The organism is Sphingobium sp. LMA1-1-1.1 (assembly GCF_040676365.1).
In the GTDB taxonomy this organism is placed as follows: domain Bacteria; phylum Pseudomonadota; class Alphaproteobacteria; order Sphingomonadales; family Sphingomonadaceae; genus Sphingobium.
In genome coordinates this window covers 827,062-853,292 of sequence record NZ_JBEGHS010000012.1, presented here as the reverse complement: position 1 = coordinate 853,292, position 26,231 = coordinate 827,062, and the positions used below count along the sequence as shown (strand labels likewise).

Below are 26,231 nucleotides of genomic sequence, written 5' to 3'. Positions count from 1 at the left end.
ATGATCGGGCGTATCGTGACCTTTTCGGTCGAGCGGCGCTGGCTTGTGCTGCTCGTCACCCTCATCGCGGCCGTGATCGGCGCCTGGGCGCTCAGCCGCCTGCCCATCGACGCCGTCCCCGACATCACCAACAACCAGGTGCAGGTGAACATCCGCGCGCCCGCGCTGTCGCCCGAACAGGTCGAAAAGCAGGTCGCCTTTCCCATAGAGACCGCGCTGGCGGGCGTGCCGGGCCTTGAACATACCCGTTCGCTGAGCCGCAACGGCTTTGCCCAGGTGACGGCCGTCTTCACCGAATCCACCGATATCTATTTCGCCAGGGCCCAGGTCGCCGAACGGCTGCGCGGCGCGGAAGAGAGCCTGCCCGCTGGCGTCACGCCCGAAATGGGGCCGATCGCCACGGGGCTGGGCGAAGTCTATATGTGGACCGTCCATCTGGCCCACCGCAAGGACGACCGGCATGCGCCCGGCGAACCCGGCATCCAGCCCGACGGCAGCTATATCACGCCGGAGGGCGAGCGGCTGGTCGGCGCGTCCGATCAGGCGACCTATCTGCGCACGGTGCAGGACTGGATCGTCGCTCCCCTGCTCAAGAACACGCCGGGTCTTGCCGGCATCGACGCCATTGGCGGCCATGTGAAGCAATATCAGGTGGCGCCCGATGTCCATCGGCTCGCGGCGCTCAAGCTCAGCCTCGGCGACCTCGCAACGGCGCTGGAGGAAAACAACAGCGCCGTCGGCGCGGGCGTCATCGACCGCAACGGGGAAGGCCTGACCGTCCGGTCCGATGCCCGCCTTCGCAATGCCGCCGATCTTGGCCGGACCGTCATCGCCACGCGGGAGGGGGTTCCCATCCTGCTCAACCAGGTCGCGACAGTGCGGACCGGCCAGGCGCTGCGCATGGGTTCCGCATCCGAAAATGGCCGGGAAGTCGTCGTCGGCACCGCAGTGATGCGGATCGGGGAGAACAGCCGCGCCGTCGCCTCCGCCGTCGCCCGGCGCCTTGAAGAGATCAACGCCTCGCTGCCGACCGATGTCATCGTCCAGCCTGTCCTGGACCGCACGGCCCTGGTCCACGCAACGATCGGCACCGTGGCGAAGAACCTGTCCGAAGGGGCGCTGCTGGTCATCGTCGTGCTGTTTGCCCTGCTCGGAAACTTCCGCGCCGCGCTGATCGCCGCGCTCGTCATCCCCGTCACCATGCTGCTCACCAGCTTCGGCATGCTGCGCGGCGGCGTATCGGCCAACCTCATGAGTCTGGGCGCGCTCGACTTCGGGCTCATCGTCGACGGTGCCGTCATCATCGTGGAAAACGCCCTGCGACGGATCGCCGGGCATCAGCATGACAGGGGCCGGCCGCTCACCCCCGACGAACGGCTTTGCGCGGTGACCGCCGCCGCGCGCGAGATGATACGCCCCTCCGTCTATGGGCAGGCGATCATCATCCTCGTCTATGTCCCGCTCCTCACCCTGGACGGGGTGGAGGGGAAGACATTCACGCCGATGGCGATGACGGTCATCCTCGCGCTCGCCTTCGCCTTCATCCTCTCGCTGACCTTCGTCCCCGCGATGCTGGCCCTGCTGCTGTCGAAACCCGTGGAGGAGAAGGAGGGGCGGATCATGTCCTGGCTGAACGCCCGCTATCAGCCGGGGCTGGAGACGGCGATGCGCCGGCCGGGCCGGACGATCGGCATCGGGATTGCGGCATTCCTTGCCGCCATCGCCGGCTTCTCGATGCTGGGACAGGAATTCCTGCCCCAGCTCGACGAGGGCGACATCCTCGTCCAGGCGGTCCGCGTGCCGGGCACTTCGGTCGACCAGAGCCAGGCGATGCAGTTCGAGGTCGAACGCGCGATCGCGCGGGAACCGGAGGTCCGCTTCGTCTTTTCCAAGACCGGCACAGCCGAGCTTGCCTCCGACCCCATGCCGCCCAATGCGACCGACACATTCGTCATCCTGAAGCCCCGCGCGCAATGGCCCGACCCGCGCCTTCCCAAGGCGGAGCTGATCGAACGGCTGGAGCAGCGGCTGTCGATGCTGCCCGGCAACGCCTATGAGATCACCCAGCCGATCCAGATGCGCTTCAACGAACTGATCGCGGGCGTCCGGGGCGACATCGCCGTCAAGGTCTTCGGCGACGATGCCGACCAGATGAGCGGCACGGCCGACCGCATCGCCGCCGTGCTGCGCCGGACGAAGGGCGCCACCGACGTGCGGGTGGAACAGACCGAAGGGCTGCCCATCCTCGACGTGCAGCCCGATCGCGGCGCCATGGCGCGGCTGGGCATCAGCGCGCGGGCGTTGCAGGACATATTGGCCGCCGCCGTGGGCGGGCGCGACGCCGGCGTGATCTTCGAGGGCGACCGACGCTTTGCCGTCACGATCCGGCTGGGGGAGGAGGCGCGCAGCAATGTCGAGACGCTGGGCCAGCTTCCGGTGCCGACGCCGTCGGGCGCTTTCGTGCCGCTGGCCAGCGTCGCCCGCATCGCCCTGGTCGACGGGCCAAACCAGATCAGCCGCGAAAACGGCAAGCGGCGGGTCGTCGTGCAGGCCAATGTGCGTGGCCGGGACGTGTCCAGCGTGGTCGCCGACGTGCGGGCGGGGATCGCAAGGGAGGTGCGGCTGCCGGCCGGCACCTATCTCCAATGGGGCGGCCAGTTCGAAAATCTGGCATCGGCGCGGGACCGGCTGCTGCTGGTCGTGCCGGCCTGCTTCGCGCTCATTGTCCTGCTGCTCTACGGCGCGCTCGGCAGCGTGCGGGACGCCGCGATCGTCTTCACCGGCATCCCCCTCGCCCTGGTCGGCGGCGTGCTGGCGCTGGCGCTGCGCGGCATGCCCTTTTCCATCTCGGCGGCCGCGGGCTTCATCGCCCTGTCGGGCATCGCCGTGCTCAACGGACTGGTGATGGTGACGTCGATCCAGGATCTGGTGGCGCGCGGCGTGGATCGCGCCAAGGCGGCTCAGGCGGGCGCGCTGGCGCGATTGAGGCCGGTGGTGATGACGGCATTGGTCGCATCGCTCGGCTTCATGCCGATGGCGCTTGCGACCGGCGCCGGGGCGGAGGTGCAGAAGCCGCTGGCCACGGTGGTCATAGGCGGCCTTGTTTCCGCGACCTTGCTGACCCTGTTCCTGCTGCCGACCCTCTATGCCCGCTTCGGCAGGCGCGGGTCGACCAGCGACGCTGGCGGGGCAGCGGGGACGGCCGTCCCCTGAGAGGATGGCGGGTCGCGGCGACAGATTTCATATCGCAGGCGGAATCCTTGGCACTTGCGCGCTCCCGCACCGTTCCCTGCCGCAAGGAGGATGCCGTGCCGGACGAGATTGTTTCCATCGGGCTGCTGACAGCCAGGGATCTTGAGATCCTCGGCCAGGGATTCCGGCGGCACTTTCCCGTGCGGGATGACGAGCTGTTCAAGGATCTGCTCGCCAGGCTGGACGAACTGCCTGCCCGGCCAGAGCCGCCCACCGATGACCGGCGATGACGGTGATCCGGCCTTGCACGATCGCCATGCGGCAGTGCATGGAGCGTCAGCCATGCGCCAGACCCCGACGCCCAACATCCTTGTCGATGCCGACGCCTGCCCGGTGAAGGAGGAAATCTACAAGGTCGCCTGGCGCCACGCCGTGCCGGTCGTGGTCGTCAGCAACAGTCTGATCCGGGTGCCCGCGCATCCCCTCGTCTCCCGCGTCATCGTCAGCGACGGGTTCGACGCGGCGGACGACTGGATCGTCGAGCAGGGCGACGCCGGATCGATCATCATCACCGCCGACATCCTGCTGGCCGACCGATGCCTGAAGGCGGGATGCGGCGCCGTGATCGCGCCGACCGGCAAGCCCTTCACCCATGGGTCGATCGGCAATGCCGTGGCCGTGCGGGCGATAAAGGCCGATCTGCGCGCCGGCATGCTGACCGACGGCATCGGAGGCCCCGCGCCGTTCGCCAGGGCCGATCGGTCGCGCTTCCTGTCGGCCCTGGACGAAGCGATCGTGCGCCTGAAACGGCGATCCTGATAACGCGGGCGGCAGGTGCCGGTACGGTTCCCGCCCCGATCGCCTGGAAATCGCCAAGGATCTGCTGTTGCCGCGATTTCCTGACCGACGATCGATTCCGATCGCCTGGAAATCGCTCTATGCCTCCGCCGCGATGGCGCGTTCGATCATCATGCGCGAACGAACGCCGCCGGCATCGATATTGAGCTTGAGCAGCTTGCGGTCCGGACGGCGCAGCAGATTCTCCTGCTGCTGCTCCAGCATGGCCAGATCCTCGCTGAAGATCTTGCGCTGACCCTCGCGGATGGAGGCCGTGACGGCGGGATCGTCCACCGCGAACTGGCGGGCAAAGCCCCAGAAATACCAATGGCTATGTTCGGTCTCCGGCGTGATGAAATCGACCACCACGGCGGCGGCCTTGGCCGAAGGATCGGCGTCAGGTCCACCGCGCCCCTCCAGGGCGACGCCGACCTTGATCATGACATGGCTGGGCAGGCTGAAGCGACAGATCTGCCAGCGGTCGACCAGCCCGTCGTCGGGCAGGCCCGCACTGCGCAGCGCCATGCGCCAGAAGGGCGGCGCCTGCACGGCGGACATGACGCGGGTGGTGACGACCTCATCCCCCTCGACGCGGGTGGTGACCGGCGCCTCGTCAATCTCGGGCTGGCCGATGCTGCCCGCATGGACATAATTTTCATGGGTCAGGTCCATGAGGTTGTCGATCATCAGCCGATAATCGCAGGCGACATGATAGAGGCCACCGCCAAAGGCCCAGCCCGCATCCTCCGCCCAGGGCAGCGGGTGCAGCTTCGCCTCGTCCGCCCGCTCCGCCTCACCGGGCCAGACCCAGATGAAGCCGTGGCGCTCGATCGCCGGGTAGGAGCGGATGGGCGGGAAATTCTTCACGCGCTGTCCCGGCATCGACGCCGCATGACCCGTGCAGGCCATGGCCAGGCCGTGATAGCCGCAGACGAGATCCCCGTCCCGCACGAAGCCCAGCGACAGCGGAGCGCCGCGATGCGGGCAGAAATCCTCCAGCGCCGCCACCTTGCCGTCCTTGCCGCGATAAAGGACCATGGGTTCGCCGCAGATCGTCCGGCCAAGCGGCTTGTCCGCCAGTTCGTCGGGGGTGCAGGCAATGTACCAGGCGTCGCTCGGCCAGGGCTTCGGGGTGGGGGCGGATCGCGGCATGTCTCTCTCCAGGGATCGTCCGCCCTTTCGTGCGGCGGCGGCTTGCACTGTAGGGCGACGGCCGATTATAAGCATCCCGCATAATTCTTATAGAAACTATATCATTCCCTGATGGAAAAGCTCGATCTCAACCTGCTCCGCGTGCTGGAGGCGCTGTTCACCCAGCGCAGCGTGTCGGGCGCGGCGCGGGCGCTGGGCGTCACGCAACCGGGCGTCAGCCTGGCTCTGCGAAGGCTGCGCGCGCATTTCGGGGACGAACTTTTCGTGCGGCAGGGCGCTGCGATGGAGCCGACATTGGTGGCCCAGCGGTTGATCGACCCCGTCATGACGGTGATGGCGTCGGTCCGGTCGGACATCGTGACCGCCGCCCCGTTCGACCCCGCCCGGTCGGAACGCTGCTTCACCATCGGCCTTTCCGATCTGGGCGAACTGACCTTCCTGCCCGACCTCATGACCGCCCTGCGGGAACGGGCGCCGGGGGTCACGGTGCGTTCGGTCACCCTGGCGCCGCCCGATCTGCGCCGCGCCCTGGCGGACGGGTCGGTCGATCTGGCGCTCGGCTTCTTCCTGGGGCTGGAGGGGGACAATCTCTTCACCCAGACGCTGTTCGAACAGGGCTTCGTCTGCCTGGTGCGCGCCGGGTGGCGGGACGGCGCGACCACCATGTCACTGGAGGATTATCTGTCGGCCGACCACGCGATGATCGAACAGGAAGGCCGCAGCCAGGAAGTGCTGGAGCGGCGAATCCGCGCATTGGGGCTGCGCCGGCGGACGCTGTTGCGCTCGCCGCATTTCCTGACCGTGCCGCTGCTGATCGCCCGTTCCGACATGATCGCGACGGTGCCCTATGGCGTGGCCCGCATCTTCTCCCGCCTTGCCGGCCTGCAGTTCCTCCCCCTTCCCTTCGACGCGCCCCGCATTCCGATCCAGCAGCTATGGCATCGGCGCAGCCATCATGACCCCGGCACCATCTGGCTGCGGCGCCTGATCGCGGACCTGTTCGGCGGCCGCGATCCCATGCTGGACGACGATCCGGTTCACCCACGGCCGACATCCACCGTCCGCTGAATGCCGATCGCGTCGAGAAATCGGCGATCATGGCTGACGACCATCAGCGCGCCGTCGAAGCTTTCAAGCGCCCGCTCCAGCACCTCGATCGAGGCGATATCGAGATGATTGGTCGGCTCGTCCAGGATCAGCAACCAGGGCGGCTGGGGTCCCGAAAGAGCGACGGCCAAACCGGCGCGCAGGCGCTCGCCGCCCGACAGGCTGCCCACGATCCGCTGCGCCTCGCGGTTACGGAAGGCAAAACGGGCACAGGCCGCATGGATCGCCTCCTCGTCCAGCGTCGGGTGCCGGCGACGCATGTTGCCGATGATCGTGTCCCCTTCATCCAGCAGGTCGCCATGCTGATCCAGAATAGCGATCCGGTCGGATCGTCGCCGGACCATGCCGATGGCCGGCGCGAGCGCTCCGGTCACCAGGCGCAGCAGGGTCGATTTGCCCGTTCCGTTCGCACCCGCCAGGGCCACCCGCTCCGGCCCATGAATGGCCATCGTCCAGGGGCCGAGGCGACGTCCGCCCAGATCGACGCTGGCGCCCTCCATCGCCAGCAACTCAGCTTGCGAGGGGATGCCGGTGGCGGGCAGGTCGATGGCGAGCGGCGTCAATATTTCCACCCGGGCGCGAGCGGCATCGCTGGCATGAACCGCCTCGTCTATCTGCCGTTCGGCCAGGCGCCGCGCATGGCCGCCGCTATTCTCCGCCCGTTCCGCCCGCGCGCCCAGCAGGATCTTCGGTTCCGATCCCCTCTCGGCAAAGGCGCGGCCGGCCCTGTCGCGCCGGTCCTTCGCCTCCCGCGCGGCCTGCGCGGCGAGACGGGTGGCGCGCAGCGCGACGTCGGCGCGATCACGCTCGGCCTGCGCCCGCGCCTGATCGGCGTCGCGTGCGGCGGCAAAGGCTGACCAGCCGCCGCCGACGATGCGGATGCCGATGGGGCTGAGTTCGACGATTCGGTCCATGCGTTCCAGCAGCGCCCGGTCATGGCTCGCGACCAGCACGCCGCCCGGCCAGGTCGCGACCAGCCGCTCGATCGCGGCGCGGCCTTCCCGGTCGAGATTGTTGGTCGGCTCGTCGAGCAGCAGGAGATCGGGGCGCTCGATCGCGAGGCGCGCTATCCCGATGCGCGTCCGCTCGCCCCCCGACAGGCTGCCCATCGGCCGTTCGATGTCCACTCCGGCCAGCCCGATATCGGCAAGGGCAGCGTCGACCGCAGCGGGCAGCATCCAGTCGACCGCGTCGAAATCCGCTTCGGTCCCCTCGCCCCGCTCGATGCGCCCGTGGATCGCCAGCGCCTCGGCAACGCCCAGCGCCTCGCCGATCAATTGGTCGCTGCGCCAGTTCTGGGCCAGCATGGCGGCCGTGCCGCCGCGATGAACGCTGCCGGACGAGGGCACCTGCACGCCCGCCGCAATGCGCAGCAATGTCGACTTGCCCGACCCGTTGCGCCCGACAAGCCCGATGCGCTCGGCGCCGACCGACAGGGTCAGGTCATGGAAAAGCGTCCGCCCTTCAGGCGTGGCGGCGGACAGGCTGGATAATGTGAGAAAAGCGGACATGGACACCATGACGAACAGGGACAACAGGGCAAGGGGCGCTGGTCATCCGGTCATCCATGGTCGTAAGTCCTTCCTGTCGGGTCATCCGCTCGCTCGCCACTTCATCCCGGTCCATGGAGAGATCAGGCTCTGGCGGCCGCGGAAATCCTGGCCTGAACGAAGCACCATGTCCACCGCAATCTTCGCGCGCTTCTTCCCGGATGGCGGAATCTGCCAGCGGCCGCGCCGCGAATGGACCGGCCACCCTCAGGCCAGCGCCAGCACGCCCGTCAGGATATTGCGCACCAGCTCCGCCTGCCCCCGCGCCCCGGTCTTGGCATAGATCTTCTTCGAATAGTTGCGCGCCGTTTCCACCGTCAGCCCCAGGTCGGCGGCCGCCTCGCTGATCGACATGCCCTGCGCGATCGCCCAGGCCAGCCGCGCCTCGCTGGGCGACAATCCGAACAGGTCGACCAGCTGGTCGCAACGGTCCGCCTGCGACCATCGGTCGCCGCTGATATAGGCGATGGCGACGGGTGCCGACGGCACGGACAGCGAGCGATCCTGGATCGGCCGGACCAGCATGTCCATCAATGGATCGCGGCTCAGGTTGATCGCCCTCGGCCGCGCCTCGCGATCGGCGGCAAAGGTCTTGACCAGCGCGGTCATTTCCCGGTCGATCGCCGGAGACGCCGGCATCAGCCGGTCGTAACGCCCCCTGCGCAGCAGTCGCGAACGCTGGAAAAGCTGCTCCAGATGCGGCGTCATGTCGACGATGCGGCACTGGGCGTCCAGCGTCAGCCAGCCGAAGTTCAGCCGCCCGAACGCCTCCGAATTCACCGAAGACCGGAATTTTTCCCGCTCCAGCGCGACGAAGCTGCGCAGCGCGATGCGCAGATGCGGCACCAGCGCGGTCATCAGCGCGCCCACGCCCGACCCCAGCTCCCTCCCCCCCGCGCAGCTCAGCCAGGCATCCATGCCGCTCGGCTCGGTCACGCGCACCGAACGCATGTTGGTGATGCCCAGCGGTTGCAGGAATTCCGCCCGATAGCCCTGCTGCACCGCGTCGCCGGGATCCAGCAGTTCGTCCAGCGTATAGACCCGCGCCTCCCGCATCCGGCGATAGGGCAGGGGATCGCGCCCATATTTCTGGTTGAACAGCCGGTCGAGGTGCAGCGGCGTCGGCGGCCCGGCATACAGCTCGACGATCCGCTCCTCATCTACCGGGCGGAAGGCGAGGCTGGCATAGGCCGCCCCGGATCGCGCCCGCAACCTGTCGAGGAACCCGTGCCAAAGGGGTTGCTCGAACATACCCTCATGGAGAGCCGCCAATAATCCGCCATCGTCCAGTCGCATGGCTAATATGTATATCCTCCCATATGGGAGGTCCAGTACCTCACCGCTTCTGCCATCAGGCTGTCACAACACAAGGCGGTGAATGATGATCGATTCGAAGAGGCTGACGCATCTGGAGCGTCTGGAGGCGGAAAGCATCCATATCCTGCGGGAAGTCGTGGCAGAGGCCGAGAAGCCGGTGATGCTCTATTCGGTGGGCAAGGATTCGGCCGTGATGCTGCATCTGGCGCGCAAGGCATTCTACCCCTCGCCGCCGCCCTTTCCGCTGCTGCACGTCGACACCACCTGGAAATTCAAGGCGATGTACGAACTGCGCGACCGCATGGCGCGGGAATCGGGCATGGAGCTGCTCGTCTATCACAATCCCGAAGCGCAGGAACGCGGCATAAACCCGTTCGACCATGGCCCGCTGCACACCGACATGTGGAAGACGGAGGGGCTGAAGCAGGCGCTCAACCTCTACGGCTTCGACGCGGCCTTCGGCGGCGCCCGCCGCGACGAGGAGAAGAGCCGGGCGAAGGAACGCATCTTCTCCTTCCGCACGTCGTCGCACGGCTGGGATCCGAAGAACCAGCGCCCGGAACTGTGGAACCTCTACAACGCCCGCAAGAACAAGGGCGAGAGCATCCGCGTCTTCCCGATCAGCAACTGGACCGAGCTGGACATCTGGCAATATATCCACCTGAACGACGTCCCCATCGTGCCGCTCTATTTCGCGGAGGAGCGCCCCACGGTGGAGCGCGACGGCATGCTGCTGATGGTGGATGACGAACGCTTCCCCCTGAAGCCCGGCGAGGAGCCGGTGATGCGGTCGATCCGCTTCCGCACCCTGGGCTGCTACCCGCTGACCGGCGCGGTCGAGAGCGAAGCGAAGACCCTGCCGGAGGTGATCCAGGAAACGCTGCTCACCACCACCTCCGAACGCCAGGGCCGCGCCATCGACAAGGATGCCGGCGGCGCGGGCATGGAAAAGAAGAAGCAGGAAGGGTATTTCTGATGTCGGACGCCGATGTGATCTACAAGACCGACGCCCTCATCGCGGAGGATATCGACCAGTATCTGGAGGTGCACCAGCACAAGACGATGCTGCGCTTCATCACCTGCGGGTCGGTGGACGACGGCAAGTCGACGCTGATCGGCCGCCTGCTCTATGACAGCAAGATGATCTTCGAGGATCAGCTCGCCGCGCTGGAGGCCGACAGCAAGCGCGTGGGCACACAGGGGCAGGAGATCGACTTCGCCCTGCTGGTCGACGGCCTCGCCGCCGAACGCGAACAGGGCATCACCATCGACGTCGCCTATCGCTTCTTCGCGACGGAAAAGCGCAAGTTCATCGTCGCCGACACGCCCGGCCATGAACAATATACGCGCAACATGGTGACGGGCGCATCCACCGCCGACCTCGCCGTCATCCTGATCGACGCGCGCAAGGGCGTGCTGACGCAGACCCGCCGCCACAGCTATCTTGCCCATCTGATCGGCATCCGGAACATCGTGCTGGCGGTGAACAAGATGGATCTGGTCGACTATGACCAGGCGGTGTTCGACGGCATCGTCAAGGACTATACCGAATTTGCCCAGTCGATCGGCATCAAGGCCTTTACCGCCATGCCCATTTCCGGCTTCAGGGGCGACAATATCACCGGCCCTTCGGCCAACACGCCCTGGTACAAGGGACCAGCGCTGATCGAGCATCTGGAAACGGTGGAGGTCGACCAGGTCTCCGATCAGGAAAAGCCCTTCCGCATGGCGGTCCAGTGGGTCAACCGCCCCAATCTCGACTTCCGCGGCTTTTCCGGCCAGATCGCCACTGGCACGGTCAGGCCGGGCGATGCGATCCGCGTCCTGCCTTCGGGCAAGACCAGCACGATCAGCCGCATCGTCACGCTTGACGGCGACCTGGATGTCGCGGTCGCCGGGCAGTCGGTCACGCTGTGCTTTGCCGATGAAGTCGACTGCTCGCGCGGCGACGTGATCGCGGCGTCGGACAATCCGCCGCAGGCCGCCGACCAGTTCGAGGCGACGATCGTCTGGATGGCGGACGAGGAAATGCTGCCGGGCCGCCCCTATTGGCTGAAGCTCGGCACGCAGACCGTCACCGCCACGATCCAGCAACCCAAATATCAGGTCAACGTCAACACGATGGAGCATCTGGCGGCGAAGACGCTGGACCTCAACGCCATCGGCATCGCCAATCTGTCGACCGACAGGCAGATCGTGTTCGAACCCTATGAAACCAACCGCACGCTGGGCGGCTTCATCCTGATCGACAAGATCACCAATGCCACCGTGGCGGCGGGGATGCTGCACTTCTCGCTGCGGCGGGCGCAGAACGTCCACTGGCAGGCGACCGACGTCACCCGCGAATTCCACGCCAACCTCAAGAACCAGAAGCCGGCCGTGCTGTGGTTCACCGGGCTGTCGGGCGCGGGCAAGTCGACCATCGCCAACCTCGTCGAAAAGAAGCTGGCGCGCATGAACCGCCACACCTTCCTGCTGGACGGCGACAATGTGCGCCACGGCCTCAACAAGGATCTGGGCTTCACCGACGCCGACCGGGTGGAAAATATCCGCCGCGTGGGCGAGGTGGCGAAGCTCATGACCGATGCGGGCCTGATCGTCATCACCGCCTTCATCTCCCCCTTCCGGGCGGAGCGGGACATGGTGCGCCAGATGATGAAGCCCGGCGAGTTCATCGAGGTGCATATCGACACACCGCTGGCCGACGCGGAGGCGCGCGACGTCAAGGGCCTCTACAGGAAGGCGCGTTCGGGCGAACTCAAGAACTTCACGGGCATCGACAGCCCCTATGAAGCGCCGGAGGATCCGGAAATCCGGATCGACACCACGGCCATGACCGCAGAGGAAGCGGCCGAAGCCATCATCGCGAGGCTGATCCCATGAGCATGACCGACGCTGATCTTGCCGCGCATCTGGCCGACATTGCGGGGCGCCTGCTGCTCACGGTGCGCGACAGCGGCCTGCTCGGCGCCAAGGCGCTGGGCAAGGCGGGCGACCAGACCGCCAACCAGTTCCTGGTCCACGCCCTGCGCGAACAGCGTCCCGATGACGGCCTGCTGTCGGAGGAGATGAAGTGCGACGGCTCCCGCCTCGAAAAGTCGCGCGTCTGGATCGTCGATCCGGTCGACGGCACGCGCGAATATGGGGAGGAACGCGCCGACTGGGCGGTGCATGTCGGCCTGTCGGTGGACGGCATGGCGACGGTGGGCGCGGTCGCGCTGCCCGGACTGGACGGCGGCGTCGTGCTGCGCACCGACCAGCCCCGCCCCGTTCCGCCCGCGCCGGAAAAACTGCGCATGGTGGTCAGCCGCACCCGCCCGGCCGCCGAAGCGGTCGCCGTCGCGGAAAGGCTGGGCGCGGAGCTCGTCCCCATGGGCAGCGCGGGCGCAAAGGCGATGGCGGTGATCCTGGGGCAGGCCGACATCTATCTGCATTCGGGCGGCCAATATGAATGGGACAGTTGCGCCCCGGTCGCCGTGGCGCTCGCCCACGGCCTGCATTGCAGCCGCATCGACGGATCGCCGCTGGTCTATAATCAGGAGGACGTCTATCTGCCCGACCTGCTGATCTGCCGGAAGGAGCATGCGCAGGGGGTGCTGGACCTCATCGCCGCTCTAACTCCCACCGGCGACTGAAGCCCCGGACGCGGAAAGAGCAAAATCGTCCCTTCCCCCTTCAAGGGGAGGGAAGGAGGGAGCGCGGCCGCGTCGCCCAATAGAGATGGCAGGGCGGCAGATTGCGCCATTCGAAACCCGTCTCGACCGTCTCGAAACGCCGCTCCAGCAGGGGGAGCACGGCCTTGCGCATCTGATAGGCCAGGAACCGCCCGTCAGGCGCCAGGACCCCCGCGCTCGCCTTCATCAGCCGTTCCGCCCGATCCGGCGCCAGCGTGGAGAAGGGCAGGCCCGACAGGATGCAGTCCGCCCGGCCCAGCCCGTGACCGGTCATGATGCCGCGTACGGCATCGGCCGAACCGGCGACCGCGACCAGCCGCCCGTCCGGCGTCACCCTGCGCAGATGATTGATGAAGCCCGCGCTGGTATCGATCGCCAGCAACCGCGCATGGGCGGGCAGGCGATCCAGCAGGGCACGGGTGAAGATACCCGTACCCGGTCCATATTCGACGACGCATTCCATCCGGCTCCAGTCGATCGGGGCCAGCATCCTTTCGACAAGGCCATGCGAAGCGGGAAAGGCGGAGCCGACCGCCAGCGGATTTTTGAAGAACTCGCGAAAGGCGAGAGCCAGATGGTCCGTGCCGCGGCCCTGCGCTTCACCCCATGCGCCCCGCGCCATCCGATGTTCGAACGATATCGCCACGACTGCTCCACTCTCCCATGCCGTGATGCCGCAATCAGCGCGTTGCAGCCTGCCTGGAAAACCCGCGGGAACGGGACCGGGTTCCTGGAAAATCGCCTTAACTGGATCAGGATCCGCCGCGCCCGGCACGCACCGGAAGCGCGAAAGGCCGCCATTTGCAGGCCGTCAGCGCTGATATCGATCCGTCCTACAGCCGGTCCCGCACTGTCCGCATGACCTCGTCCAGGAAATCGGCCGCCGCGCGCACGCGAGGCAGCCTCTGCAGATCGGCATGCATGACCAGCCAATAGCTGCGCCAGACCTCCATCGACCCCGGCATCGACCCCGGCATCGACTCCGGCGTCGACTCGGGGAAAAGCTGGACCAGCCGCTCATCCTCCGCCGCCGCGAAGCGGTGCAGCACGCCCAGCCCCATGCCCGCCGCCACCGCCGCATGCTGCGCCGCACTGGAACTGGCGCGAAAGACGATGGACGCGCCGGGCAGCAACTGGTCGAGGGCGATCATCTCGGCAAAGCCGGCCAGCTCCTCGATATAGGAAACGAAGACATGGCGGCTGAGGTCGGCGCGGGTCGCCGGGGCCCCTTCCCGCTCCAGATAGGCCTTGGACGCGTAAAGGCCGAGGCGATAATCGGCCAGCTTGCGCGTCACGAAGCGGCCCCGGGGCGGCGGCTTCAGCATCACGGCGATTTCCGCCTCGCGCCGCGACAGGCTCGCCACCTTGCTTTCGGATGCCAGCTCCAGCGTCAGGCGCGGGTGGCGCGCGCGCAGGGCCGCCACATTGGGGGCGATCAGATGGCTGGCAATGGCTTCCGGCGTGGCGAGCCGCACCGTCCCCTCCACCTCCCGGTCGCGCCCGGCGACGCTGCTCATCGCGGCGAGCAGCTCGCTCTCGATCCGCTCGGCATGGGAAACCAGCGCGAAGGCGGCGGGCGTAGGCGTCACCCCGCGCGGGCTGCGGTCGAACAGCCGGGCGCCCAGCGTCGCCTCCATATTGGTCAGGCGCCGGGCGACCGTGCTATGATCGACGCCGACCCTGCGGGCAGCGGCCAGCATGTTGCCCTCCCGCATCACGGCCAGGAACAGGCGCAGCTCATCGGAATTCAGCATGAGCAAATCCGCACAACAAATGTGTCGACATACCCGTATATCCGCAAAGCTGGCGGGTCTATAGCAAAGCCATCCACCCGCAGGAGAGGAACCGGAAAAATGCGTTCGATTACTCATTTCATTCATGGACAATCCGCCCCGCTCCCCGGCGCCCGCTTGTCCGACGTGCTCGATCCCGCCACCGGTACCGTCCAGGCGCAGGTCGAACTCGCCACCGCCGCCCATCTCCAGAAGGCGGTGGATTCCGCCCTCGCCGCCCAGCCCGAATGGGCCGCCGTCAATCCCCAGCGCCGCGCCCGCGTGATGTTCCGCTTCAAGGAACTGATCGAACAGAATATGGACGAACTGGCCGTCCTCCTCTCCTCCGAACATGGCAAGGTGGTGGCCGACGCCAGGGGCGACATCCAGCGCGGCCTGGAAGTCGTCGAGTTCGCCTGCGGCATCCCCCATCTGCTCAAGGGCGAATATACCCAGGGCGCCGGTCCCGGCATCGACGTCTATTCCATGCGCCAGCCGCTGGGCATCGCGGCGGGCATCACGCCCTTCAACTTCCCCGCCATGATCCCCCTCTGGATGAGCGCCATGGCCATCGCCTGCGGCAACGCCTTCATCCTGAAGCCGTCGGAACGCGACCCTTCCGTCCCGGTGCGCCTTGCCGAACTCGCCATAGAGGCCGGCATGCCCGCCGGGATCCTCAACGTCGTCCATGGCGACAAGGAAATGGTCGACGCCATCCTCGACCATCCGGCGATCAAGGCGGTCAGCTTCGTCGGATCGTCCGACATCGCCAACTATGTCTATGCCCGCGGCGCGCAGAACGGCAAGCGGGTCCAGGCGATGGGCGGCGCCAAGAATCACGGCATCATCCTGCCCGACGCGGACATGGACCAGGCGGTCGCCGATATCGTCGGCGCGGCCTATGGTTCGGCGGGCGAACGCTGCATGGCGCTGCCCGTTGTGGTGCCGGTGGGCGAAGCCACGGCGGACGCCTTCCGCGCCAAGCTGGTGAACGCCATCGAAACACTGCGCCCCGGCATCCCGACCGATCCCGACGCGCAATATGGCCCCCTCGTCACCGGCGTGCACAAGGCCCGCGTCGAAAGCTATATCCAGATGGCGGCCGACGAAGGCGCGGAAATCGTGGTCGACGGGCGCGGCTTCTCGCTCCAGGGCTATGAGCAGGGCTTCTACCTCGCCCCGACGCTGATCGACCGGGTGACGCCGCAGATGAAGAGCTATCAGGACGAAATTTTCGGCCCTGTCCTTCAAATCCTGCGCGCCCACAGCTTCGAGGAGGCGCTCAGCTATCCCTCGCAGCACCAATATGGCAATGGCGTCGCCATCTTCACCCGCAACGGCGACTATGCCCGCAAGTTCGCCGCCGATGTGGAGGTCGGCATGGTCGGCATCAACGTGCCGATCCCGGTGCCGGTCGCCTATCACAGCTTCGGCGGCTGGAAACGTTCCGGGTTCGGTGACCTCGACCAATATGGCATGGACGGCGTGCGCTTCTACACCCGCACCAAGAAGATCACCCAGCGCTGGCCCGATGGCGGTGCGGTGATCGACCAGAGCTTCGTCATCCCGACGATGAGATAGGCCTCCGCCCGGCCGGGGAACGGAAGCGACCGCTCGCCCGTTCCCCGTCGCCGGACGCTGCCCAATTCTACGCGGAAAGCCTGGCGCATCTGGTGGGATCGGGCATCCCCTTCATGCGGCCGACCAGGGATCTGGACATCTTCTGCAAGCCCGGCGGTGTTCCGGTCTATAATTGTCCCTTCGGAACGGTTCGACCGTCCCTAGTCCTGATCGCGATCTGACGCGGCCGTGCAGGCCGGGCGGGACGCCTGAACCAGAACGTCCAGACCGTCAGCGAGCCGAGCAGCGTCAGCGCCAAACCCGACAGCGTCATGAGCAGCCGGAAGGGCAAGCCACCGACCTTCGCCGCATGGAGCGGGTAAAGCAGATTATAGCCCTTCACCGCTGTGGGCAGCGTCGAGGCGTCGCGCGCGGCAACCAGCATGCCGCTGTCGGCCGCGAACCAGAGAGTGGTGCGGCCATTGGGCAGCCATTCCTGCGGTCGCCGCATGCGAAGCGTGACGAGACCGCCCTTCTTGCGCGGCAGGCTGAGGCTGCGCACTTCCGCATCGGGGAAGCGCGCCTTGGCCGTCATGATCATGCCCGCCCAGTCCAGCCTTCCGGCAAGCCCGGCATTGCGGGGCGGGGGCGGAGCCAGCGCCTTGTCGATCTGCGCAGGCGCTCCCGGCCCGAACAGCAACGCCGCCATGGGACGGAACACCAGGACGGCACCCGTCACCAGCGACAGCAGCAACAAGGGCGCGACGATGATGCCCAGGTCGCGGTGATGCCGCACGATCGCGGAGCGGCTCATCCGTGCCGGCCATAGGCGCCATTCGAAGGTCCGCCGCGTCCGCCACCAGAGGATGAAGCCGGTCAACACGAAGAACAGCCCGCAAAGGGCGGCAATACCGATCACCCAATCGCCCGTTTCGCCGGAAAAGAGATGGTGGTGAAAATCGAACAGCCACAGTTCGGGCCGCTCCCACTGGCTGCTCCACCGCATCACCACGGCACCCTGCTGGTCCGCATAGGCGCCGCGGCCATTGTCGAACAGCAGTTTGAGCAGCCCGAAATCGTCGGACGCATAGGTGATCGACTGCGGCCGCATCGCCGGATCGGCCATGAGGCGCTGCGTCACCTCGGCCAGTTGGCGCACGTCCTCCACCCGCGGATCGCCGGCATGGGGCGCCAGCGTCCAGGCATTTTTATGCACCAGCAACGCGCCGCTCAGGCCCAGCAGCGCGAGCAGCAGCCCGATCAGCCCGCCGGTCCAGCGGTGGAGGGCGTCGATCAGTTTCACTAGAAGCGATAATCCCAGGACAGGGTGAAATTGCGGCCGCGTCCCGCGAAATAATGGGCATTGTCATTGGGCCGGACGGTCTGGCTGTAATAATCGATGGTGAATGTGTCGAAGATATTCTGCGCCGCCAGCGTCAATGCCCCCAAACGCGTCTGATAGCGCAGCGACAGGTCGGTCACGTCATAGCCGTCGAACCTGTAGAGCGGCGGATAGGCGCCCGGCGTCCGTTCGAACTGACGCGACAGGAAGAATTGCGTCTGGATGCGCGCCGAAACGGGTCCATGCACATAGCTGGCCGCCACGTTCAGGCGGTCGGGCGAGATGTTCGCCCCGTCCAGATCGCGGTCAACCTTGTCGATCCCGTCGTCCGAACCGTCGGTGCGGCCGATCAGATGGGCATAGCCGGTCGAGAGGGTCAGTCCCGGCAGCGGCGTCCGGGCCGAGAGGTTCAGTTCCAGCCCCTGTATCTCGACCCGCTGGCGCTGAACCTCGAAGGATGCGCCGATTGCCGGTTGCGTCAGCACCGATCCATTCTTGCTGGTCGACCAGAAATAGGCGGCATTGGCATCCAAAGGACCGCGCTTCAATTCCACGCCGATTTCGCGGTTATTGGAGACGATGGGGGCGACATTGACGCTGCGGCCAATATCGAAGCCCGGCTTCGCCACAGCGCGGGCGAGGCGACCGACATCAGGCACGGTATAGCCCTCCGCATAGCTGGCATAGGCGCGGATGCCATCCCAGGGTTCCAGGATCACGCCGCCGTTGAACAGTGTGTCACTGAAAGTGGGCGAGCCCCCCGCCACGTCGACGCCACCGCCATAGAAGGCGAGCGTGTGATAGTCGTCGATATGGATGCGCACATCTTCATAACGCACGCCGCCCGCCAGACGCAGTTTCTTGTCTAACAGCGCCAGGTTGAACTGCGCGAAGGGCGCCAGGCTGCGATAATCGGTCGGCGGCACCCAGGTCCGGCCGGTTGCGATCAGCCGCTGTTCGGTCAGATCGTAGAGCGCGTCGAAACCGATGGTACCGGTCAGCGCCTCGAATCCCGGCACGGCGCGTTCATAGCTGATCTTGCCACCATATTTGCGGCTGCGATTCTGCGACTGGTCGAACAGGGTGCCGACCGGCGCAATGCGCGGATCCTGAAAACTGGCGATCGGCGCAACCTCCCCGCCATAGGTGTCGCGCGAGCGGTTGAAGAAAAGTTGGGCGATGAAGTTGCCGCCCCACAGGGCACTGTCGGTCAGCGTAAGCGCAGCGCTTTCCGTGCGGTTGGTGGCCGGAACGCCGGGCGGCGTGCCGCGCACCGAACTTGTCGGGCGGTCGATGCGATAATTGCCGTCCACCGCGACGTAATCGCCCTCCCCCTTCAACTGGAAGCGGCTCATGGTCAGGTCCAATCGCGCACTGTCGCTCAGCGCGTAGCCGAAGCGGCCGAACAGCGACCAGCTCCGGCTGTCCTGCGTCTCTCCCTGCGTCAAGTCGGTGCCGACGCGATTGCCATGCCCGTCATAGAATGCGCCGCGCTTCTCATAGGCTGCGCCCACCATCGCGTCCCATCGCCCGGAGCGCCAGCCGATCAGCCCCGCCACCTTGCCGCCGATGCCGTCACCGTGAAAGCCGGTGTCGGCATTGCCCTGCACCAGCACCCGGCCTGTCAATCCGTCGTTCCGGGGCGGCGCAACGGTCACCTGATTGACGATCCCGCCCGTGCCGCCGATCCCTTGCAGCGCGTTGGAACCATAGATCACCTCCACCCGATCAATGAAGAACGGGTCGATGGTGAAGCCATCGCGCGCGCCGTCCCGCAACGGCGCCGTCTGCGGTATGCCGTTGATCGCGTAGAGCGGCGATCGGCCGCGCAGCGTCTCACCCGCGCCAGACAGCTTTTGCCGCGTCGGCGAAAAGGAAGGGGTCAGCGCCGACACCGCATCGACAATGGACCCGCCGATCGCAACCTGCTGGTTGAGCATTTCCTGGTCGATCACGTCGACGGTCAACGGCAGGGCGTTGGCCGGCAGGATCGTGCGCGCGGCGGTCACGATGATCGGGCCGCCATCCTCTGCGGCGGGTCGGGACTGGGCCAGCGCGGAGGGACTCAACAGAGCAAGCGTACTGGTCACAAGCAGGACAGACGAACGAATAGGCATGCATCACCCCTTAAAGCCGCCGTCCCGCTAGCCAAAAGAAGGGGATGTTGCAAGTCATTAGCAGTATTAACGAGCAAATGCTTGGCCGCCTTTGCACCGACGCGCCTTCCGATCATCAGGCCGGACAGAAACCCTTCACCACAAAGGGCAGGCTCTCCCCGTCTGGATCGGTCAGGGTCAGACAGGTTCCGAGCTGGATGGCCTGCGCTTCCAGCCGGTAGATCTTCTCGTCATCCGCCTCTCCCGGCTTGCAGGACAGCGCCCAGCCCTGCCGGGTGTGCAGCAGCGTGCCGTGCCGGTCCGGCTCATTGGGCCAGAAGCGCCGCGCCGTCGCCAGTTCGGGATTGATGCGATATTCCCGTTCATCGATCAGCCCGCCCGTGCTGAGCGGCAGGCGCAGCACATAGCTCCGCGCCGCCGATCCGTTGGGAAAACCCGCCGTCCGGGCAAGTTCGAGGCGTATGGTGGTCCAACTCATGGGAATGGCATCGGATTCCGCAGCGAAAAGAGATATAAGGATTATTCCTGATGGCGACCGCGCCACGGCAGCCCTAGCCAGATGGAAGATACGCTTGCCGGGAGACAGACGATGAAATCGGTCCTGCTGCACATTCATGAAGATCTTGGCGCGGAAAGCCGCCTCCAGGCGGCCTGCGATCTCGCCCGCGCATCCAATGCGCATATTCACTGCGTGCAGGTGACGGCCATGCCCGATTTCGTCGCGGCCGACATGTATGGCGGCGCCTCCATGGCCCCGGCGATGATGGCGGAACTGTACGACATCGACGAAAAGGCGCGAATGCGCGTGGAGGATCGGCTCCGGCGCGAGGATGTAAGCTGGGACTGGCGCCATGTGGAGGGCGATGTCGTCCATGGCCTGCTGTCCGCCGCAACGCTGACCGACGGCATCATCGTCACCCTGCCGTCGGGACCGCGCCGGGAATATGCCGACCCGCTGCACCTGGCGGCCGATCTGGCGCTCGCCGGAAGGGTTCCGGTGATCGCCGTGCCGCAGGAGGCGAAAAGCTTTCCCGTCACGGGCCGCGCGCTGATAGCATGGGACGGTTCGCAGGAGGCCTCCACCGCGCTGCGCCTCTCCGTCCCGCTGCTGAAACTGGCGGAGGAAGTGCATGTCGTTACGGTCGAGGAAGCCGGCAAATATCCCTTCCCGGCCACGGACGCGCCCGAATATCTGGCGCGCCACGGCATCAAATGCCAATTGCACACATGGCCGCAGGACGGCCGCACCATAGAGGCGTCGTTGAAGGCGGCCCTCGGCGTGCTGAAGCCTGAATGGATGGTGATGGGCGCCTTCGGTCACAGCCGGTTGCGCGAGATGGTGTTTGGCGGCGTCACCCGCGCCATGCTGCGCGAAGTCCATGTTCCGCTCTTGCTGGCGCATTGAATGCGCGGCATGGTGGGCGCATGGCGGTAGCGGACGATGAAACCGATGGCCTGACTCAGCGCGAGCACAGCCTCGAACAGGCGCTGCTCGGCTCCATATTGGCGACGGTGCCCGATGCGCTGATCGTCATCGACGTGCGCGGGCAGATCGTGTCGTTCAGCGCGGCGGCGCAACGCATGTTCCAATATGCCGAAAGCGACGTTCTGGGCGAGAATATCTCGATGCTCATGCCCTCCCCCGACCGGGAGAGGCATGACGGCTATATCGACCATTATCTGAAAACCGGGGAAAGGCGGATCATCGGCATCGGCCGGCTGACGAGCGCGCGGCGCCGGGACGGCTCGACCTTTCCCATCGAACTGTCCGTGGGAGAGGTTCAGGATGAGGGCCGACCGCTGTTCACCGGCTTCATCCGCGACCTCACCGAAAGCCAGCAGGCCGAGCGGCGGGTGGCGGACCTGCAGGCGGAACTGGCCCATGCCTCCCGCGTGACGGCGATGGGCACCCTGGCGTCGGCGCTGGCGCATGAACTCAACCAGCCGCTGACCGCGATCGCCAATTATCTGGAGGCGGGACGCGACATGCTCGACGCCGACGGGCCTGTGGACCGGGAATTGCTGCGTGAGGCTATGGCCGAAAGCGCCAGCCAGGCCCTGCGCGCCGGAGAGATCATCCGGTCGCTGCGCGAATTCATCCGGCGCGGCGAAACCATCCGCCAGCCCGAAGCGCTGCGCGGGCTGCTGGCGGAGGGGGCGGCACTGGCCTTCATCGGTGTCGACAGCCGGGGCCTGGACATGGACATCAGCGTCGACCCGCGCGTCGACAAGGTGCTGGTCAACCGTGTGCAATTGCAGCAGGTCATCATCAACCTCACGAAGAACGCGGTGGAGGCGATGGCCGGCAGCCCTGCGCGCATCCTGCGCCTCTCCGCCATCCCGGCCCCTTCCCCGACCGATGCCGGCCGGGTCGAAGTGATCGTCGCCGACAGCGGACCTGGACTGGCGCCGGAAATGTCGCGCACGCTCTTCACCCCCTTCACCACCACCAAGCCGTCCGGCATGGGCGTCGGCCTTTCGATCAGCCAGACCATTGTCGAGGGCCATGGTGGCCGGATCTGGGCCGAACCGTCGCAATGGGGCGGCACGGCCTTTCACTTCACCCTGGACGCAGCGGACTAGAGCATGAACGAAGCATTCCCGATCTATGTGGTGGACGATGACGAGGCGATCCGGCGGTCACTGTCCTTCATGCTGAGGACGAGCGGCTTCGCCGTGAAGCTGTTCGAAGGGGGCTCGCACTTTCTGAAGGAGGCCGCCGCGCTGGAGCCGGGGTGCGTGCTGCTGGACGTGCGGATGCCGGATATTGACGGGCTGGCGGTGCAGCGCGAATTGCGGGCGCGGGGAATCATGCTGCCCGTGGTGATCATGACCGGTCATGGCGACGTCGACATGGCGGTGACGGCGATGAAGGCGGGCGCCAGCGACTTCATCGAAAAACCGTTCGAGAAGGCAGCGCTGCTGGCCTGCGTCGATGCAGCGCGCCGGACGGCCGTGGCGGACCGCGGCGCAAGCGCAAGGGCGGAAGATGCGCGGGCACGGCTCAACATCCTGACCGATCGCGAGCGCGAGGTGCTGGACGGGCTGGTCGAAGGGCTGCCGAACAAGACCATCGCTTATGATCTGGGCATCAGCCCGCGCACGGTGGAAATCCACCGCGCCAACCTGATGCAGAAGCTGGAGGTGAAGAGCCTGGCCGAAGCATTGAGGATCGCCTTCCATGCCGCCGCGGAGAAGGACGAGGCATAATCCGGTTGCGGATTGTCCGTCGCCTGCGCGACCGAGGGCACTCAACCCAGCAATATCGCCCAGCCCAACAGGATACAGCCCGCGCCCGCCAGGATCGACATCGCGCGACCCCATGGCAACAGCTTCTCCAGCGCGACCAGCAGCGTCAGCACGGCTATCCAGGCCAGATTCATGATTCCGCCGACAAACAGCAGCGCCATCAGCATCCAGCAGCATCCCACGCACCAGGCGCCATGACGCGCACCCAGGCGCAGCGCGCCGGTCCATCCCGGCCGATAGTGGCGGCTGAGGAATATCGCGGGATTGCGGCACTCGCGCAGGCAGGCGTCCTTCCATGGGCTGATCTGATAGACGCCAGCCGCGATCAGCAGAGCGGCGGCCAGCGAAGGGCTGGACGTCGCCATCGCCATGGAGGACAGCAGCGCCGCCGTGGCCAGACGCCATTGCGCCAGAGTGGCGACCAGGGAGAAGAAGCCCCAGATCAACAGATAGCCCAGGGTGAAACTTTCCGTGGCGGGCCGTGCCGCGGCGGGCACCGCGCGAGCATAGAGCAGGATCATGGGCGCGGCGGAAGGCAGCATCATCGCAACCATCATCACCCACCACATGGCGAAGGTCACGAGGAACTGCGCCGCCGTCCATGGCATATCGCCGGGCATCATCATTGCCAGCATGGGGTCTTCCGCCAGTCCAGCCGGAAGCCATGACGCGCCGGGGGCCATGCCCATGCCCGCACCCGAAAGCAGCCAGCCCCAGGCCAGCACGATCATCACCGCCAGGGCGGCAAGGGAAATCAGGTGATGCCGGGCGAGCACCGTACGGAATGCCGACACCGTCAGCCCCTGACCACGCCGTGACTGTCGAGGTGCAGATAGGCGAACTGTCCGTAGCTCGCCGCATGGTCCAGCCGCATTGGCGCAATGGCGCGGCTGGTCCCGGAGCCGACCTCCGCCACTTCATATTCGAAGCCGTCGGGCAATTGAATCCGCGCCCGGATTTCCGATCCGTCCACCGGGCTGCGGATCGGTTCGCCGTCCATCTCCAGATGGCCCGGAATCCGCAGGCGGCCCTTGCGTCCTTCCACATCGACCTCGAAGTCGACGGGGACGAAATTGGGTTCATGCATGGTCGTGATGGTGGAGGCGAAGACGGCGAAGACCGTCGCCATCGGTGCGGTGTCGCCGCCGGTCATGATCGTCAGCAGGGCATCGCGCTGCGCCTGCGTCGCCCGTTCATCGACGAAGGCGGCGCATTCCCCCTGGCCTTCATGGATCGGCCCAGGCCAGCGGAAGACGGCAGCGATGTTCAGGCCGGCCAGGTCGATATTGCCATGCCGGCCCTCATCGATGGCGAAGCCGAAGGCGGCCTGGCAATGCCCCTTGTCCGGCAGGCCGCCGAACTGACAGTTGCAGCCATATTCGCAGTTGCAATTGGCGAACTCGCGCCCCCTGAGCATCCAGTAGACCATGGTCCGACTCCCTCACAGCCCGCAACGATCATAGCAGATTCACGCAGCCGCGTCGCGTTTTCGGCGGAAGGGATAGAGGAATTGCGCGCGATAGCCCTGGGGCACCTGTTCGGGCACGCCATAGCCCGTCGGCCATGCGCCGTCAGGCAGATGATGGGTGCCGAACAAACGGTCGAGAAAGGGGAAGTGGATCGCGAAATTCTTGTCGACCGCAACCTCCTCTATCGCATGGTGCCAATGGTGGAAGCGCGGGGTCGCGACGATCGCGCCCACGCGATTGAAATCACCGCGCAGATTGGCGTGGAGGAGCGAGGAGTAGATATAGACGAAACCGATATAGGCCTGCATCACCAATGGCGAAAAACCGAAGGTAAGCAGCGGCAAGGACGTCACGCCGCGCAGCGCGATGATCTCGAAGAAATGCATGCGCGCACCCGCCAGCCAGTCCATGGATTTCGCCGAATGATGGACGGCGTGGAAACCCCAGAGGAAGGGGACGCGGTGGAAGGCGCGATGAAACCAATATTGGACGAAATCGGTCAGCAGCACCACTTCCAGGAACTGCAACGGCCAGGGCTGGCTGGCGATCATGCCGCGTATGCCTGCCAGGCCGGCCGTGTTGGCGTTGATAAGGCCGGATGGCGCCAGCGCAAGGAAGGTGATGAGCTGCACCATCATCGAACTGATCAGATAATAGAACAGGTCCTCCCGCCATTCCTGGCGAAACAGGCGCTGCTGGGCCCTGTGCGGAAAGAGGCGCTCGATCGGGGCGAACATCAGCCCGGTCGCCACCATGTTGACGGCGAAGAAATCCAGCCCGAAGAACACGCCCCAATCATGGGTCTCCTGCGGCTGGACTTCCGCCCCTCCCAACAGGGTGGCGAACAGCGCGGCAAGGAGCGCGGTCGCGCCGATGGCTTTGCGTGTACGCAAAAGCAGGCTGAGCAACGCCAGCGCATAGCCGCCGATCAAAAGCGCGTGGACCAGAGGACGCAGCCCGCCCCACGCATGCAGCGCCGCCAGTTCGGGCGTCGAAAACCAGTCTGGCCAGCGTAGCGCCATAACCAGGCAAAGCCCGGTGAGGCTGAGCAGCAGCGCGAAGAAGCCCGAGAACCAACCGCTGCCAAGGCGCCGCACCGCGAGCGGCGATTGCAGGTCGCGTTCCAGGCTGTCGAACCAGTTTGCCACGATATGTCCCCTCTTGTCGCCCACCCGCCCATAGGGAGCGCCCACCGATATGTTAGAGCCTTGCCCCCGCCGCCCTCAAGCTTTCCTTGACGCGCGCCGTGGCCATTTCGAGGGGGGCAGTCTCACCCAACAGGGCAAAGCTGCCGTTGAGGGCGAAGGTGCAATGGCCGTGCACCGTGGCCACCAGCGATCGCGCGAGCCGCGGCGCGCCATCCCTGGCGCTCGGCGGCAGGACGGCGGCGACTTCGCGCACGACGACTTCCGTCAGCCCCGCCCGCTGCCGCGCATAATCCTCCGGCATGGCGACGCCAGGCGGCAGGCGATGGTCGTAGATCGCCATCCAGATATTCGTGTTTTCCGAGGCGAACTGGAAATAGCCCTCCACCAGCGCCGCGATCCGGTCCTGCGGCTGGCCGGCAAGGCGCTTTTCCAGGAAGGCGGCCCATTGGTCGAAGGTGCGCGTATTGATGGCGACGACCAACCGGTCATAGCTGCCAAAGACGTTGTAGAGCGTGCCCACCGAATAGCCGATGCGCTTGGCCACCTCTCGCGAGGAAAAACGGGCGAAACCGGCTTCCGCCATGTGCCGGTGGCCTTCTTCAAGGATGAGCGCCTCCAGTTCCTCGCGGCTATGATCGGATCGTCTGCCCATGCGAACGACGGATAAGAGAACAATTAGACGCTGTCTAATTATTTTATTGAACAGTGTTGAATTTTTGGGTAGCCCTCATGCCATAGGCGGGGT

The 26,231-nt window shown here is 66.1% G+C and carries 23 protein-coding genes; 11 read left to right on the top strand and 12 right to left on the bottom strand.

The window, feature by feature from the left end:
• The 3 genes from MRBLMA1_RS11260 to MRBLMA1_RS11250 are packed head-to-tail and all read left to right on the top strand — an operon-like array spanning position 1 to position 4,011.
• Positions 1 to 3,213 carry an efflux RND transporter permease subunit gene (locus MRBLMA1_RS11260; protein WP_363736852.1) on the top strand — a complete coding sequence of 1,071 codons (3,213 nt, stop codon included), beginning with the start codon at positions 1 to 3 and terminating at the stop codon, positions 3,211 to 3,213.
• Positions 3,214 to 3,260: 47 nt separating this feature from the next.
• Complete coding sequence (locus MRBLMA1_RS11255) at positions 3,261 to 3,482, top strand: hypothetical protein (protein ID WP_363736851.1); 222 nt, start codon at positions 3,261 to 3,263, stop codon at positions 3,480 to 3,482.
• A 52-nt stretch (positions 3,483 to 3,534) separates the two neighbouring features.
• On the top strand, positions 3,535 to 4,011 hold the full coding sequence (locus MRBLMA1_RS11250; protein ID WP_133654848.1) for a YaiI/YqxD family protein: 477 nt from the start codon (positions 3,535 to 3,537) through the stop codon (positions 4,009 to 4,011).
• Positions 4,012 to 4,128: 117 nt separating this feature from the next.
• Here the strand turns inward: MRBLMA1_RS11250 and MRBLMA1_RS11245 are convergent, their stop codons facing one another.
• Complete coding sequence (locus MRBLMA1_RS11245) at positions 4,129 to 5,181, bottom strand: aromatic ring-hydroxylating dioxygenase subunit alpha (RefSeq protein ID WP_363736849.1); 1,053 nt, start codon at positions 5,179 to 5,181, stop codon at positions 4,129 to 4,131.
• 111 nt (positions 5,182 to 5,292) lie between these two features.
• On the opposite strand from MRBLMA1_RS11245, the gene MRBLMA1_RS11240 reads away from it, so the two are divergent.
• On the top strand, positions 5,293 to 6,249 hold the full coding sequence (locus MRBLMA1_RS11240) for a LysR family transcriptional regulator (RefSeq protein WP_363736848.1): 957 nt from the start codon (positions 5,293 to 5,295) through the stop codon (positions 6,247 to 6,249).
• On the opposite strand, the gene MRBLMA1_RS11235 is transcribed toward MRBLMA1_RS11240, so the two are convergent.
• Together MRBLMA1_RS11235 and MRBLMA1_RS11230 are read right to left on the bottom strand one after the other, a co-directional pair.
• Positions 6,219 to 7,799 carry an ABC-F family ATP-binding cassette domain-containing protein gene (locus MRBLMA1_RS11235; protein WP_363736847.1) on the bottom strand — a complete coding sequence of 527 codons (1,581 nt, stop codon included), beginning with the start codon at positions 7,797 to 7,799 and terminating at the stop codon, positions 6,219 to 6,221. The two genes, MRBLMA1_RS11240 and MRBLMA1_RS11235, sit on opposite strands and share 31 nt — an antisense overlap.
• Before the next feature lie 246 nt (positions 7,800 to 8,045).
• Complete coding sequence (locus MRBLMA1_RS11230) at positions 8,046 to 9,134, bottom strand: helix-turn-helix transcriptional regulator (protein WP_363736846.1); 1,089 nt, start codon at positions 9,132 to 9,134, stop codon at positions 8,046 to 8,048.
• A gap of 85 nt (positions 9,135 to 9,219) precedes the next feature.
• Here MRBLMA1_RS11230 and cysD point away from each other — a divergent pair, with 85 nt between their 5' ends.
• The 3 genes from cysD to MRBLMA1_RS11215 are packed head-to-tail and all read left to right on the top strand — an operon-like array spanning position 9,220 to position 12,790.
• On the top strand, positions 9,220 to 10,131 hold the full coding sequence (cysD, locus tag MRBLMA1_RS11225; protein WP_363736908.1) for a sulfate adenylyltransferase subunit CysD: 912 nt from the start codon (positions 9,220 to 9,222) through the stop codon (positions 10,129 to 10,131).
• The gene (gene cysN / locus MRBLMA1_RS11220) at positions 10,131 to 12,038 is read left to right on the top strand and encodes a sulfate adenylyltransferase subunit CysN (protein WP_133654853.1); all 1,908 of its coding nucleotides are present in this window, start codon (positions 10,131 to 10,133) and stop codon (positions 12,036 to 12,038) included. Before cysD ends, cysN begins: the two co-directional genes overlap by 1 nt.
• A gap of 2 nt (positions 12,039 to 12,040) precedes the next feature.
• Positions 12,041 to 12,790, top strand: a complete 750-nt coding sequence (locus tag MRBLMA1_RS11215) for a 3'(2'),5'-bisphosphate nucleotidase CysQ (RefSeq protein ID WP_363736906.1) — start codon at positions 12,041 to 12,043, stop codon at positions 12,788 to 12,790.
• Positions 12,791 to 12,830: 40 nt separating this feature from the next.
• On the opposite strand, the gene MRBLMA1_RS11210 is transcribed toward MRBLMA1_RS11215, so the two are convergent.
• Both MRBLMA1_RS11210 and MRBLMA1_RS11205 read right to left on the bottom strand, forming a co-directional pair.
• Positions 12,831 to 13,475 (bottom strand): class I SAM-dependent methyltransferase, encoded by a 645-nt coding sequence (locus MRBLMA1_RS11210; RefSeq protein WP_363736844.1) that lies wholly within the window; start codon positions 13,473 to 13,475, stop codon positions 12,831 to 12,833.
• A gap of 187 nt (positions 13,476 to 13,662) precedes the next feature.
• Positions 13,663 to 14,583: a LysR family transcriptional regulator gene (locus MRBLMA1_RS11205; RefSeq protein WP_363736843.1), complete on the bottom strand. Its 921-nt coding sequence runs from the start codon at positions 14,581 to 14,583 to the stop codon at positions 13,663 to 13,665.
• A 99-nt stretch (positions 14,584 to 14,682) separates the two neighbouring features.
• Here MRBLMA1_RS11205 and MRBLMA1_RS11200 point away from each other — a divergent pair, with 99 nt between their 5' ends.
• Positions 14,683 to 16,182, top strand: coding sequence for a CoA-acylating methylmalonate-semialdehyde dehydrogenase (locus MRBLMA1_RS11200; RefSeq protein WP_363736842.1), 1,500 nt, complete (start codon positions 14,683 to 14,685; stop codon positions 16,180 to 16,182).
• Positions 16,183 to 16,348: 166 nt separating this feature from the next.
• Here the strand turns inward: MRBLMA1_RS11200 and MRBLMA1_RS11195 are convergent, their stop codons facing one another.
• The 3 genes from MRBLMA1_RS11195 to MRBLMA1_RS11185 form a co-directional block, all read right to left on the bottom strand.
• Positions 16,349 to 17,464, bottom strand: coding sequence for a PepSY-associated TM helix domain-containing protein (locus MRBLMA1_RS11195; RefSeq protein ID WP_363736841.1), 1,116 nt, complete (start codon positions 17,462 to 17,464; stop codon positions 16,349 to 16,351).
• Complete coding sequence (locus MRBLMA1_RS11190) at positions 17,464 to 19,620, bottom strand: TonB-dependent receptor (RefSeq protein ID WP_363736839.1); 2,157 nt, start codon at positions 19,618 to 19,620, stop codon at positions 17,464 to 17,466. The genes MRBLMA1_RS11195 and MRBLMA1_RS11190 overlap by 1 nt, the downstream gene beginning before the upstream one ends.
• Positions 19,621 to 19,735: 115 nt before the next feature.
• Positions 19,736 to 20,098 carry a hypothetical protein gene (locus MRBLMA1_RS11185; RefSeq protein ID WP_363736837.1) on the bottom strand — a complete coding sequence of 121 codons (363 nt, stop codon included), beginning with the start codon at positions 20,096 to 20,098 and terminating at the stop codon, positions 19,736 to 19,738.
• Between the two features lie 111 nt (positions 20,099 to 20,209).
• On the opposite strand from MRBLMA1_RS11185, the gene MRBLMA1_RS11180 reads away from it, so the two are divergent.
• From MRBLMA1_RS11180 to fixJ, 3 genes are read left to right on the top strand one after another with little or no spacing between them, the layout of a single operon-like run.
• The gene (locus MRBLMA1_RS11180; protein ID WP_363736835.1) at positions 20,210 to 21,025 is read left to right on the top strand and encodes a universal stress protein; all 816 of its coding nucleotides are present in this window, start codon (positions 20,210 to 20,212) and stop codon (positions 21,023 to 21,025) included.
• A 20-nt stretch (positions 21,026 to 21,045) separates the two neighbouring features.
• Positions 21,046 to 22,203, top strand: a complete 1,158-nt coding sequence (locus tag MRBLMA1_RS11175) for a sensor histidine kinase (RefSeq protein WP_363736834.1) — start codon at positions 21,046 to 21,048, stop codon at positions 22,201 to 22,203.
• A 3-nt stretch (positions 22,204 to 22,206) separates the two neighbouring features.
• A complete protein-coding gene (gene fixJ / locus MRBLMA1_RS11170) occupies positions 22,207 to 22,830 on the top strand; it encodes a response regulator FixJ (protein WP_363736833.1) in 624 nt (207 codons plus the stop codon).
• A 41-nt stretch (positions 22,831 to 22,871) separates the two neighbouring features.
• On the opposite strand, the gene MRBLMA1_RS11165 is transcribed toward fixJ, so the two are convergent.
• The 4 genes from MRBLMA1_RS11165 to MRBLMA1_RS11150 are packed head-to-tail and all read right to left on the bottom strand — an operon-like array spanning position 22,872 to position 26,138.
• Positions 22,872 to 23,663 (bottom strand): DUF2182 domain-containing protein, encoded by a 792-nt coding sequence (locus MRBLMA1_RS11165; protein ID WP_363736832.1) that lies wholly within the window; start codon positions 23,661 to 23,663, stop codon positions 22,872 to 22,874.
• 2 nt (positions 23,664 to 23,665) lie between these two features.
• Positions 23,666 to 24,298 (bottom strand): DUF1326 domain-containing protein, encoded by a 633-nt coding sequence (locus MRBLMA1_RS11160; RefSeq protein WP_363736831.1) that lies wholly within the window; start codon positions 24,296 to 24,298, stop codon positions 23,666 to 23,668.
• Positions 24,299 to 24,337: 39 nt separating this feature from the next.
• Positions 24,338 to 25,486 carry a sterol desaturase family protein gene (locus MRBLMA1_RS11155; protein ID WP_363736904.1) on the bottom strand — a complete coding sequence of 383 codons (1,149 nt, stop codon included), beginning with the start codon at positions 25,484 to 25,486 and terminating at the stop codon, positions 24,338 to 24,340.
• Positions 25,487 to 25,538: 52 nt separating this feature from the next.
• Positions 25,539 to 26,138, bottom strand: coding sequence for a TetR/AcrR family transcriptional regulator (locus MRBLMA1_RS11150; RefSeq protein ID WP_363736829.1), 600 nt, complete (start codon positions 26,136 to 26,138; stop codon positions 25,539 to 25,541).
• Positions 26,139 to 26,231 lie beyond the last annotated feature (93 nt).